The organism is Streptomyces sp. NPDC001781, from assembly GCF_053596035.1.
On the sequence record NZ_JBSFFI010000052.1, the window covers coordinates 1 to 14,192 of the forward strand.

2 protein-coding genes are annotated in these 14,192 nt (G+C 73.7%); both read left to right on the forward strand.

The genetic code is table 11. The features are described 5' to 3' along the window. On the forward strand, positions 1 to 11,979 hold an 11,979-nt coding region (locus ACWCV3_RS27990; RefSeq protein WP_451229852.1), incomplete at its 5' end, for a type I polyketide synthase. A 54-nt stretch (positions 11,980 to 12,033) separates the two neighbouring features. Further along, a partial coding sequence (locus tag ACWCV3_RS27995) for a type I polyketide synthase (protein ID WP_451229855.1) occupies positions 12,034 to 14,192 on the forward strand: 2,159 nt, incomplete at its 3' end.

The window sequence follows — 14,192 nt, forward strand, 5'->3', positions numbered from 1 at the left end:
TCGGGTGAGCCGGGTGCGTTGTCGGAGTTCGAGCGGGAGTTGGCGTCGCGGCATGTGCTGCGGTGGCGGGTTCCGGAGACGGATTTCGTGGCGCACTCGGCTGCGGTGGAGTCGTTGGAGGATGTGCTCGCCTCGGAGCTGGCCGGGATCACCCCGGTCGCGGGCCGGGTGCCGATGGTCTCGACTGTGACCGGCGAGTGGGTCAGCGGCGAGGAGCTGGACGCTTCCTACTGGTACGCGAACCTGCGCAGCATGGTCCGCTTCGAGCAGGCCACCCGCCTGCTGCTGGGCGACGGCTTCAACGCGTTCGTCGAGGTCTCCACGCACCCGGTCCTGACCGGACCGGTCGCGGAGACCGCCGAGGACGCGGGCATCCCGGGCGTCCTGGCCGTCGGCACCCTGGAGCGCGACAACGGCGGTGCGACCCGAGTGGTCACCTCGCTCGCCCAGGCCCACGCAGGCGGCCTCCCCGTCGACTGGAAGACGATCCTGCCGTCCGCGCGGATCATCGAACTGCCCACCTACGCCTTCCAGCACGAGCGCTACTGGCTTGAGCCCGCCGCCCCCGCAGCGGACGGCGACGGCGTGTACAGCCCCGAGGAAGCCGCCTTCTGGGCGGCCGTCGAGACCGGCGACCTAGCCTCCATCGCCGACACCCTCGCGATCGAGGACCCGCGTCAGCTCGACACGCTCCTCCCCGCCCTCGCGTCCTGGCGCCGAGGCACCCAGGCCCGCTCGACCACGGCCGGCTGGCGCTACCGCGTGGAGTGGACGCCCGTCCCCGAGGCGTCCTCGGCGATGCTGTCCGGGCGCTGGCTGCTCGTCGTCCCGGCCGCACTCGCCGACGACCAGGTCACCGAGAGCTGCGCCGCCGCGCTGACCGGGCGAGGCGCCGAGGTCGTCGTGGCCCGTGTGCCCGCCGAAGCCGTGGACAGGGCCGCAGTCGCCGAGATCCTCACCGAGGCCGAGGCACAGTTCACCGGCGTCCTGTCGCTGCTCGCGCTGGACGACACTCCGCTACCCGCACACCCCGTCGTCCCCGTCGGCCTGGCCGCCACGGTGGCCCTGGTGCAGGCGCTCGGCGACGCCGGGATCGACGCCCCGCTGTGGGCGGCCACGTCCGGCGCGGTCGCCGCTACTCCGGGCGAGGCGCCGAGCAGCCCCGCGCAGGCGCAGGTCTGGGGACTCGGGCGGGTCGTCGCGGTGGAGCACCCCGACCGCTGGGGCGGGCTGATCGACCTGCCCGCCGAGCTGGACGACCGGGCCGCCGCGAGGCTCGTCGCGGTGCTGGCCGGCTGCGGTGAGGACCAGGCCGCCGTCCGCCCGACCGGTCTGCTGGGCCGCCGACTCACCCACGCGCCCCGCCCGTCCGGCACCGAGGGCGCCTGGCGTCCGACGCGCGGCACCGCGCTGATCACCGGCGACGACGACGCGATCGGCGGGCAGGTGGCCCGCTGGCTGGCCGAACGCGGCGCACCGCGCGTCGTGCTCCTCGGCTTCAGGGGGCCGGACGCGCCCGGTCTCGGGGCGCTGGCCGCCGAACTGGCCGCCCTCGGCACGCAGGTGGACATCCTGGCCTGCGACACCGGGCAGCGCGCCGAACTCGCGGGCGCCGTTGCCTGGGCCGGTGCGCTCACCGCCGTCCTGCACACCGCCGAGAGCATCGACGCCACTCCGGTCGACGCCCTCGACCTCGACGACTTCGCCTCGGTGCTCGCCACCAAGGCCGGTGCCGCCGCCTGGCTGGAGGAACTGACCGCAGGCCAGGAGCTGGACGCCTTCGTGCTGTTCTCCTCGGTCGCCGCCGTCTGGGGCGGTGGCAGGCAGCCCGGGTTCTCCGCCGCCAACACGTTCCTCGACGCGCTCGTCGAGCGCCGCCTCGCCCGGGGTGAGACGGCGACCGGCGTCGCCTGGGGTCCGTGGAGCTGCGGTGCGATGAGCTCCGGGGACAACGGCCTCCAGCTCGAACGGCGTGGCCTGCGCCTGATGTCCCCCGAGTCCGCCGTCCAGGCGCTCGCGCACGTCCTCGACGGCGACGAGGGTCTCGTCACGGTCGCCGACATCGACTGGGCGCGGTTCGCACAGCCGTTCACGCTGCGCCGCCCCAGCCCCCTGATCGGCGACCTGCCCGAGGTCCGCGAGGCCCTCAGCGACGCGCGTCCCGACGGCCCGGAAACGGGCACCGACCTCGCGCGCCGCCTCACCGGCCTGTCGACCGCCGACCAGAACCAGGCCCTCGCGCTGCTGGTGCGCACCGAGGCCGCCGCCGTGCTCGACTACCTGTCCGCCGAGGCCGTGGGCGCGGGCCGCCCCTTCAGCGACCTGGGCTTCGACTCGCTGACCGCCGTCGAACTGCGCAACCGGCTGGGCGCCGCGACCGGACTCAAGCTCCCCGCGACCCTGCTGTTCGACTACCCCAACCCGACGCTGCTCGCCGGCTACCTGCGCGCCGAGCTGTTCGGGGAGCGCTCCGGCGCCGCCCCCGCTGTGACTGCGGCTGTCGTCGACGACGGCGACCCGATCGCCATCGTCGGCATGTCCTGCCGCTTCCCGGGCGGCGTCACCAGCCCCGAGGAGCTGTGGCAGCTCATCGTCTCAGGCACGGACGCGATCGGCGCGTTCCCGCAGGACCGGGGCTGGGATCTGGACGCCCTGTACGACCCGGACCCGGACCACACCGGCACCGCGTACGTGCGCCAGGGCGGGTTCGTCTACGACGCCGCCGAGTTCGACGCCGGGTTCTTCGGGATCAGCCCCCGTGAAGCCCTCGCCATGGACCCGCAGCAGCGGTTGCTGATGGAGACGTCGTGGGAGGCGCTGGAGCGGGCCGGGATCCCTCAGGAACGGCTGCGCGGCACGCAGACCGGGGTGTTCGTCGGCGCGAGCTTCGCCGGGTACGGCATCGGTGCGGACACCGACAGCGTCGAGGCCCACCTGCTGACCGGCACCACCACGAGCGTCGTCTCCGGCCGTGTCTCCTACACGCTCGGCCTCGAAGGCCCTGCGGTGACCGTCGACACCGCCTGCTCCTCCGCCCTGGTCGCGGTCACCCTGGCCTGCCAGTCCCTGCGCTCGGGCGAAAGCTCCCTGGCGCTGGCGGGCGGCGCGTTCGTCGCCGCGACCCCCGACCTGTTCGTGTGGGTGAGCCGGCAGAAGGGCCTCGCCCTCGACGGGCGTTCCAAGTCCTTCGCCGCCGCCGCCGACGGCATGGGCATCTCCGAGGGCGCCGGCATGGTCGTCCTGGAGCGCCTCTCGGACGCGCGCCGCAACGGGCACCCGGTGCTCGCCGTGGTGCGGGGCGCCGCCGTGAATCAGGACGGCGCCTCCAACGGCCTGACCGCCCCCAACGGGCCCTCCCAGCAGCGCGTCATCCGCTCCGCGCTCGCCAACGCGGGGCTCACGCCCGCCGACGTGGACGTCGTCGAGGCGCACGGCTCCGGGACGGTGCTCGGTGACCCCATCGAGGCGCAGGCGGTGATCGCCGCCTACGGCCAAGGCCGACCCGACGGACGGCCGATCCATCTCGGCTCCGTGAAGTCCAACATCGGCCACGCGCAGGCCGCTGCCGGTATCGGCGGCCTGATCAAGATGGTCCTCGCGCTGGGCAACAAGACTCTCCCCAGATCCCTGCACCTGGGCGAGGGGGCGTCACCTCACGTGGACTGGACGGCCGGTGACATACGGCTCCTGACCGAGTCCCGCCCGTGGGACACCGACGGCCGTCCGCGCCGCGCCGGTGTCTCCTCGTTCGGCGTCAGCGGCACGAACGTGCACGTCATCCTCGAGGAGGAGCCCGCAGAGGACCCCGCTGAGCCCGCCTCCGAAGCCCCGGCGCTGGACGCCCCGACCGCCCTCGCCTGGACCGTCTCCGGGCGGACCGCCGAGAGCGTGCGCCACCAGGCCGCCCGCCTCGCCGCGCACGTCACCGCCCACCCCGGCCTCGACCCGGCCGACCTCGCCTGGTCCCTCGCGGTCACCCGCTCGGTGTTCGAGTACCGGACCGTCATCACCGGCACCGGCCGCGAAGACCTCCTCACCGGACTGACCGCAGTGGCCGCAGGAGACCGCGCACCCGGCGTGGTCACCGGCACGACCGCCGCCCCCGAGATCGACCGGCCGGTCTTCGTCTTCCCCGGCCAGGGCGCCCAGTGGGCTGGCATGGGCCGGGAACTGGCCGCCACCTCAACGGTGTTCGCGGCCCGCCTCGCCGAGTGTGAACGCGCGCTGGCCCCTCACGTCGACTGGTCCCTCACCCAGGTCATCGCCGGAGCCGACGACGCCCCCTCGCTCGACCGCGCCGACGTGGCGCAGCCCGCGCTGTGGGCGGTCATGGTCTCGCTGGCCGCGCTGTGGGAAGCGGCCGGAGTGACGCCGGGCGCGGTGGTCGGCCACTCGCAGGGCGAGATCGCGGCGGCGACGGTCGCCGGGATGCTGTCGCTGGACGACGCCGCCAAGGTGGTCGCCGTCCGCAGCCAGGCGCTGTCGGGGCTCGGCACCGGGGGCGGAATGCTCTCCGTGGTGATGCCGGCCGCGGCTGTCCGTGAACTGCTGGAGCCCTGGGGCGACAGCCTCGCGGTGGCCGCCGTCAATGGGCCCGCCGCGACCGTCGTCTCCGGCGAGAGCGCCGCCCTGGCCGAGTTCGAGGCCGAGCTGTCCCGCCGCCGGGTGATGCGCTGGTCGATCCCGGTGACCGACTTCGTGGCGCACTCGACGGGCATCGACGACCTGGCCGACCTGATCACCGAGCGGCTGGCCGGCATCCGGCCGACCGAGGGCCGCATCCCGCTGTTCTCCACCGTGGAGTGCCGTTGGACGCAGGGCACCGAACTCGACCCCGGGTACTGGTTCGCCAACGCCCGCCGCACGGTCCGCTTCGACGAGGCGGTCCGGGCGCTGGCCGAGGCGGGCCACCAGATGTTCATCGAGGTCTCCCCGCAGCCGGTCCTCACCACCGGCATCGTCGAGACCGCCGAGGACATGGGCACCGTAGGCATCCCCGTCGTCACCGGCACCCTCGACCGCGAGCACAGCGGCCCGCTGCGCTTCCTGACCGCTCTCGCCGAGGTCCACGTCGGCGGCGGCTACGTCGACTGGCACCGCGTCCTGCCCGCCGGCCGGCGCACCGACCTGCCCACCTACGCCTTCCAGCACCAGCGTTACTGGCTGCCCGCAGCCGGCGAGACCGACCGGCCCGCCCTCGACGCCGCCGGCACGAAGGCCGAAGCCCGGTTCTGGGCGGCCGTCGAGGACGGCGACCTGCGGCAGCTCGCGGACACCCTCGCGGTGGACGGCCGCCAGGCGTTCAGCGAGATACTGCCGCGCCTCGCCGCCTGGCGACGGGGCGAGCAGGAGCGGGAGACCACCGAGAACTGGCGCTACCGCATCACCTGGTCCCCGGTCTCCGACCGCGCCCCCGCCACCCTCACCGGCACCTGGCTCGTGGCCGTACCCGCCGACCTGACCGACTCCGCCGCCGCACTCGTCGACGCCGGCCTGCGCGCCCTGGCCGCACGCGGCGCCCACACCGAGACCGTCGAGGTCGCCGCCGGCATCGCCCGCCGCGAACAGTTGGCCGCCGACCTCGCCCGGTTCACGGCCCCGGCCGGCGTGGTCTCCTTCCTGGCTCTGGACGAGCGCCCGGTCCCCGGCACGCCCGCCGTGCCCCGGGGCCTCGACGCCACGGTGACGCTCCTTCAGGCGATGGCCGACACCGGGCTCGCCGTCCCGCTGTGGATGCTCACCACCGGCGCGGTCTCCACCGGCCCCGGCGACGTCCTCACCAACCCCGTCCAGGCACAGGTGTGGGGCCTCGGCCGCGTCGTCGCCCTCGAACAGCCCGACCGCTGGGGCGGCCTGATCGACCTGCCCGCCACCCTCGACGACCGCACCGCCACCAGGCTCGCCGCCGTCCTGGCCGGCTGCGACGAGGACCAGGCCGCGATCCGCCCGGCCGGCATCATGGGCCGCCGCATCACCCGCCGCCCGCTGCGCCGCACCGGGGAGCCGTTCACCCCGCGCGGCACCGTACTGATCACCGGCGGCACCGGCGCGATCGGCAAGCACGCCGCCCACTGGCTGGCCGCCCACGGCGCCGAACGCCTCGTACTGTGCAGCCGCTCCGGAGCCGACGCCACCGGCGTCGCACAACTCGCCGCGAACCTCGCCGAGGTCGGCTCGGACGTCCGGATCGTCGCCTGCGACAGCGCCGAACGCGCCCACCTCGCCGCCGTGCTCGACCACATCGCGAGCGACGGCCCCGCCCTGCGGACCGTCCTGCACACCGCGGGCGTCCTCGACGACGGCGTCCTCGACGGCCTCGACACCGGACAGCTCTCCCGCGCCCTCGCCGCCAAGGCGGGCGGCGCCGCCCACCTCGACGAACTCACCGAAGGCAGCGACCTCGACGCGTTCGTCCTGTTCTCCTCGGCGGCCTCCACCTTCGGCGGCGCCGGCCAGTCCAACTACTCCGCCGCGAACGCCTACCTCGACGCCCTCGCCGAGAACCGCAGGGCACGCGGCCTGACCGCCCTCTCCGTCGCCTGGGGACCCTGGTCCGGCGAAGGCGTCTCCCAGGCCAGCGAGGCCGCCCGGCAACGGCTGCGCCGCAACCGCTGGGAAGTCCTCATGGACCCCGCCCTGGCCGTCGAAGCCCTCGGCGAGGCCATGTCCGGCACCGACACCGTCCTCACGGTGATGGACCTCGACTGGCCCGCCCTCGCCGAAGCGCCCGGCGCGGCGGAACTCCTCGCCGTACCGTTCCTGCGCGACCTGCCCGACGCCCAGGAACTCGGCGCCTCCCTCCGCGCCGGCGCCACCGGCCCCCGCGCCGAGGGCGACCTCGCCCGCAACCTCGCCGGCCTCTCCCGCGCCGAACAGGACCGCCTGCTGGAGACTCTCGTCCTCACCGAGGCCGCCTCGGTCCTCGGCTACGCGAGCCCCACGGACGTGGAACCGAGCCGCGCCTTCAGCGAGCTGGGCTTCGACTCGCTGACCGCCGTCGAACTGCGCAACCGCATCTCCAGCGTGACCGGCCTGCGCCTGCCCGCCACCCTCCTGTTCGACCATCCCTCGCCGCTGGCCCTCGTCGACTCCCTGCGGACGTCACTGCTCGGCGCGGCGGCCCAAGCGGCACCGGCCCTCCCCGCCACCCCGGATTCCTTGGCGGACGCCGACGACCCCGTCGTCATCGTCTCCATGAGCTGCCGCTTCCCGGGCGGCATCGACAGCCCCGAGGAGCTGTGGCAGCTCCTCGCCGCAGGCGGCGACGCGGTGAGCGGCTTCCCGCAGAACCGGGGCTGGGACATCGAGTCCCTCTACGACCCCGTCCCCGCGCACAGCGGCACGGTGTACGTCCGCGAGGGCGGATTCCTGCACCAGGCTGCCCAGTTCGACCCCGACTTCTTCGGGATCAGCCCGCGTGAAGCGCTCGCCATGGACCCGCAGCAGCGCCTGCTGCTCGAACTGTCCTGGGAGGCACTGGAGTCCACCGGAGTCGACCCGGCGTCCCTGCGGGGCTCGCGCACCGGGGTGTTCGTCGGCGGCTACTCGTCGAACTACGCCACCGTCAGCATGCAGCTCGCCGGACAGGACGGCTCCGCCCAGGCGGAAGGCCACCTGATCACCGGCAACGCGACCAGCATCCTGTCCGGCCGCGTCTCCTACACGCTCGGCCTCGAAGGCCCCGCCGTCACCGTCGACACCGCGTGCTCCTCCTCCCTGGTGGCCCTGCACATGGCCGCCCAGTCACTCCGCTCGGGCGAATGCTCGCTGGCGCTGGTCGGCGGCGTCTCGGTGATGGCGACCCCGTGGGAGATGGTCGGCTTCGCCCGCCAGCGCGGACTGGCCTCGGACGGCCGCTCCAAGGCGTTCTCCGCCGACGCGGACGGCATGGGCATGGGCGAGGGCTCCGGCATGATCGTCGTCGAGCGCCTGTCCGACGCCCTGCGCAACGGTCACCAGGTCCTCGCGGTCGTACGGGGCTCCGCGATCAACCAGGACGGCGCCTCCAACGGCCTCACCGCCCCCAACGGCCCCTCCCAGCAGCGCGTCATCCGCGCCGCCCTCGCGAGCGCCGGACTGCGCCCCGACGACATCGACGCCGTGGAGGCACACGGCACCGGCACCCCGCTCGGCGACCCGATCGAGGCCCAGGCGTTGTTGGCCACCTACGGCCAGGAGCGCGCGGACCGGCAGCCCCTGTGGCTCGGCTCGGTCAAGTCGAACCTGGGCCACACGCAGGCCGCCGCAGGCATGGCCGGCGTGATCAAGATGGTCCTCGCCATGCACCACGGCGAACTGCCGCGCACCCTGCACGCCGACCAGCCCTCCCCGCACGTCGACTGGGCCTCGGGGGCGGTGGAACTGCTCCAGCGGCCCCAGCCGTGGACGGCGGGCGACCGCGTGCGCCGCGCCGGCGTCTCGGCCTTCGGTATCAGCGGCACCAACGCCCACGTCCTGCTGGAGGAGCCGCCTGCGGTCGAGCCTGTTGAGGCGGCCGGGGTTGAGCCGGTGGTGTCGGGTACCAGTGCTTGGCTGGTGTCGGGTCGTTCGGTCGCCGGTCTGTCGGCGCAGGCGGGTCGGTTGCGTGAGTGGGTGGCCGATCGGCCTGAGCTGGAGCCGGCCGACGTGGCCTGGTCGTTGGCGGCGACGCGTTCGGTGTTCGAGCACCGGGCGGTGGTGGTCGGCGCCGACCGGGCTGAGTTGGTGGCCGGGCTGGAGTCGCTGGTGGCTGGGGTGTCGTCGGGTGCGGTGGTGTCGGGCGTCGCCGGTTCCAGCCGCAGGATCGGGCTCGTGTTCGCGGGCCAGGGGTCGCAGTGGCTCGGGATGGGGCGTGGCCTGTACGAGGGCAGCCCGCTGTTCGCGCGGACCTTCGATCAGGTGTCGGGGCTGCTGGAGCTGGAGTTGGGCGTCAGTGTGCGGGACGTGGTCCTCGGGGACGCTGACGAGAGCCTGGTGAACCAGACGCTTTACGCGCAGACGGGGTTGTTCGCCTTCGAGGTGGCTCTCGCCGCGCTGTTGGCGGCGAGTGGGCTGGCTGCTGATGCGGTGGTGGGTCACTCGGTGGGCGAGGTCGCCGCCGCGTACGTGGCGGGTGTGCTGACGCTGCCGGACGCCTGCCGCCTGGTGGCCACGCGTGCGCGGCTGATGCAGGAGTTGCCGTCGGGCGGTGCGATGGCGGCCATCAACGCGTCCGAAGCCGACGTCACCGCCTCGCTGGCCGGTGGTGTCTCGGTCGCGGCGGTGAACGGTCCGGACTCGGTAGTCGTGTCGGGTGACGCGGACGCGGTCGCCCAGGTCGCGGAGTACTGGCGTGAGCAGGGCCGCCGGGTGCGGGAGTTGCGTGTCTCGCACGCCTTCCACTCCCCGGCCATGGACCCGGCGATCGATGAACTCAACCGCATAGCTTTGGAGTTGGAGCATCGCCGTTCGTGCGTGCTGTGGGCGGGCGCCCTGACGGGCGAGCTGGTCACGGAGTGCGAGCCGGGTTACTGGCCCGCGCAGACCCGTCAGGCCGTCCGCTTCGCCGACGCGCTGGCCACGCTGGCGGCGCAGGGCATCAACTTGTTCATCGAGGTGGGCCCGGACGGCTCGCTCTCGGCGCTCGGCGCCGACGCCGTAGCCCAAGTCGGCGTCGAGGATGCCGTGTTCGTACCGCTCCAGCGCCGTACGGACGTGGGTGTGACCGGCTTCGTGACCGGCCTGGCGCGGGCCTTCGTCCAGGGTGCGAACGTCGACTGGACGGCCGTCCTGCCGGCCGCGAGCCCCGTCGCCCTGCCGACCTACTCCTTCCAGCACCGGCACTTCTGGCCCGAGGGCACCCTCGCCCTCCCGTCGGAGGCCGGGAACCAGGCGGCCGGTGCGGACACTGAGGCGCGCTTCTGGGAGGTCGTCGAGGAACACGACCTGGCCGACCTCGCCGACACCCTCGCCGTGGATCGGGAGCACCTCTTTGAGGTCCTGCCGGCGCTGGCGGCCTGGCGGCGGCGTGAGCAGGACCGGGCGACGACCGCGAACTGGCGTTACCAGGTGTCCTGGACGCCCGTCGCCGACCCCGAGCCCGGCACTCTGTCCGGCACCTGGCTGCTCGTGGTCCCGACCGGCGCGACCGAGGACGAACTCACCTCGTCCTGCGCGGCGGTGGTGACCGATGCAGGCGCCGAGATCCTGGTCGTGGAGGTCGAGGAGACGGCCGACCAGCCGCGCATGGCCGAGGGGATCCGCCCGTTCATCCCGGAGGCCGGGCTGTCCGGGGTGGTCTCGCTGCTCGCCCTCGACGAGACGCCGCAGCCCGAGCACCCGACGGTCACGGGCGGCCTGGCCGGCACCCAGACCCTCATGCAGTCGCTGATCGCCCTCGCAGTGCACGCCCCCCTGTGGGTCCTCACCCGAGGCGCGGTCGCCGCCGAACCCGGCGAGGCACCGGCCAGCCCGACGCAGGCGGCGGTCTGGGGCCTCACCCGGGTGTCCGCTCTGGAACACCCGGACCAGGGCGGCGGCCTGATCGACCTCCCGGCCGACTTTGACCAGCGCGCCCGGAACCTCCTGCGCTCGGTGCTCGCCGGCTGCGGCGAGGACCAGACGGCGATCCGCCCCTCCGGGATCCACGGTCGCCGCCTCACCCGCGCCGCCGACCCCCGCCCGGCACAGCCGTGGACGCCGACCGGCACCACGCTGATCACCGGCGGCACCGGCGCGATCGCCGGCCACGTCGCCCGCTGGCTCGCCGACCGAGACGCGCCGCGCCTGCTGCTGACCAGCCGCTCCGGACCCGGCGCGTACGGAGTGGCCGCCCTCGCGGCGGAACTGGCCGAGTCCGGCTCAGCCGTACAGATCGTGGCCGCCGACGCGGGCGACCGCGCCGAACTGACCGGCGTGATCGAGCGGATCGGCTCCGACGGCCCGCCGCTGACCGCCGTCATGCACGCGGCCGGCGTCCCGCAGGGCACCGCCATCGACGAGACCTCGGTACCCGAACTGGCCTCCGTCATGACGGCCAAGGCCGTCGGCGCCGCTCTGCTGGACGAGCTGACCGCAGACCTGGACCTGGAGGCGTTCGTCCTCTTCTCGTCCATCTCCGCCACCTGGGGCAGTGGCCTCCAGGCCGGCTACGCGGCGGCCAACGCCTACCTCGACGCGCTGGCGGAGAACCGGCTCTCCCGGAACCTGCCCGCCACCTCGGTGGCCTGGGGCCCGTGGGGCGGCGGCGGCATGACCGACCAGGAGGACGCCGCCCAGATGGAGCGCCGGGGCCTCAGCCTGCTCGAACCCGACCGGGCCGTGCACGCCCTGGCCCAGGTGCTCGACTCCGGCGACAGCCTGGTGACCGTCGCCGACGTCGACTGGGACCGGTTCGCACCCCCCTTCACCGTGCGCCGGGCCAGCCCGCTCATCGAGAGCCTGCCCGAGGTCGTGGCCGCCCTGGCCGCGCTCGACGACGACGCCCCCACCGACTCCACGGCGGGCGACGCCCTCGCCGCACGGCTGGCCGGCCTCACCCGCGCCGAACAGGACCGGCTCCTGACCGACCTCGTACGGGCCGAGGCCGCCGCCGTCCTCGGACACGCGAACAGCGAGGCGGTGGAGGCCGACCGGTCCTTCAGCGACCTCGGAGCCGACTCCCTCACGGCGGTGGAACTGCGCGACCGGCTGACCGCGGCCACCGGCCTGCGACTGCCGAGCACGCTGCTCTTCGACTACCCGACCCCCGCCGCGCTCGCCGCCTACATGTGGTCGTGCCAGGCGAACGAGGTGAGCCCGGCACGACCGGTGCTCACCGCACTCGACACCGTGGAAAACCTGCTCGGCGGGATCACCGCCGACGAGGACGCCGCTCAGATCACGGCCCGGCTCGAAGTCGTGCTGTCGAAATGGAAGGAAAGCCGTGACAGGAGCGCGGGCCCAGGGGTCGCGGAGAAGCTCGAATCGTCCACCGACGACGAGGTCTTCGACTTCATCGGCAAGGAACTCGGCATCTTCTGACGGACTGTCCGTCCACGACCTTTCCGTCCACGACTTCGTGCCTAGGGGACTCAAGTGAGCAGTGAGGACAAGCTCCGGTACTTCCTCAAGCGGGTGACAGCCAACCTGCACAAGACACGCCAGCGCCTCCAAGAGGTGGAGGCGGCCGGCAACGAACCCATCGCCGTCGTCGGCATGGGCTGCCGGTTCCCCGACGGCGTGCGGAGCCCCGAGGGACTGTGGGAACTGCTGGCCGGCGGATCCGATGCGATCACCGGCCTGCCGCGCAACCGAGGCTGGGACGTCGGTGACCCGGCGGACACGGACGCGAGCGCCGCCAAGGTGCACGCGGGCGGCTTCGTCTACGACGCGACCGACTTCGACGCCGGGTTCTTCGGGATCAGCCCGCGCGAAGCCCTGTCGATGGACCCCCAGCAGCGACTGCTCATGGAGGTCGCCTGGGAGGCGCTGGAGCAGGCCGGGATCGACCCGACCTCGCTGCGCGGCTCCGCGACCGGCGTCTTCGCCGGCGCCTCCGCGTCCGGCTACGGCTGGATGAACGGCAAGCAGGGCGAGCACGACGGCCACGTCATGACCGGCAACGCGACCAGCATCCTGTCCGGCCGCATCTCCTACACCCTCGGCCTCGAAGGCCCCGCCGTCACCGTCGACACGGCCTGCTCCTCCTCCCTGGTGGCGCTCCACCTCGCCGCACGGGCACTGAACAAGGGCGAGTGCTCCATGGCCCTCGTCGGCGGCGCCTTCGTGGCCGCCACCCCCGTGCTGTTCACCGACTTCAACTCCGCCCTCGGCCTGTCACCCGACGGACGCTGCAAGTCCTTCAGCACCGACGCCGACGGCATGGGCGTCGCCGAGGGCGCCGGCGTCGTCGTCATCGAGCGCCTCTCCGACGCCCGCCGCAACGGCCACCGGATCCTCGCGGTCGTACGCGGCTCCGCGGTCAACCAGGACGGCGCCTCCAACGGCCTCACCGCCCCCAACGGCCCCTCCCAGCAGCGCGTCATCCGCGCCGCCCTCGCCGACGCCCGCCTCTCCCTCAGCGACGTCGACGTCGTCGAGGCACACGGCACCGGCACCCCGCTTGGCGACCCGATCGAGGCCCAGGCCCTGATCGCGACCTACGGCCAGGAACGCCCCGAGGACCGCCCGCTGTGGCTCGGCTCGATCAAGTCCAACATCGGGCACGCGCAGCAGGCCGCCGGCATGGCCGGCCTCATCAAGATGGTCCTCGCCCTCCGGCACGAGCAGATGCCGCGCACCCTGCACGTCGAGCAGCCGACCGAGCAAGTCGACTGGGCGGCGGGCGACGTACGCCTCCTGGCCGATGCCCGGCCGTGGCCCGCCGGGGAGCGCGTACGCCGAGGCGGTCTGTCGGCGTTCGGCATGAGCGGCACGAACGTGCACGTCATCCTGGAAGAGGCCCCCACCGGGGACGAGACCGCGAACGAGCCGGTCGACGGCGATGACGATTACGACGAGCCTTCGGAACTCGCCGACACCGAGCCGGAGGCTGAGGCTGAGGTGCCCGCCCTCGCGGTCGTCGAGGCCGACGGGCTCGGCGTGTGGCCCGTGTCCGGCCGTTCCTCCGTGGCGCTGGCGGGACAGGCGAGCCGACTGTGGGAGTGGACGGCGGCCCGGCCCGAGGCCGACATCGCCGCTGTGGGGTGGTCGCTGGCGACGACCCGCTCGGCGTTCGAACACCGCGCGGTGGTGCTCGGCGCCGACCACGGAGAGCTGAAGGCGGGACTGGACTGCCTGGCCGGGGGTGTGGCCAGTGGCTGTGTGGTGTCGGGGGTGGCGCGTTCTGGTGGGCGGACGGTGTTCGTGTTCGCGGGTCAGGGTGCGCAGTGGGTGGGGATGGGTCGTGAGCTGGCCGGGTCGAGCCCGGTGTTCGCGGCGCGGTTGGCGGAGTGTGAGGCGGCGCTGTCCGGGTTGGTGCCGTGGAGTCTGAGTGCTGTCCTCGAAGGGGCTGAGGGTGTTCCGGGGCTGGGGACGGCTGATGTGGTGCAGCCGGTGTTGTGGGCGGTGATGGTGTCGCTGGCTGCGGTGTGGGAGGCGGCCGGTGTGGCGCCGGATGCCGTGGTGGGTCACTCGCAGGGTGAGGTGGCTGCGGCGACGGTGGCGGGGATGCTGTCGCTGGAGGACGCGGCGCGTGTGGTGGTGGCGCGGTCCAAGGGTCTCTCGGGGCTTGATGTCGAGGGTTCGATGGTGTC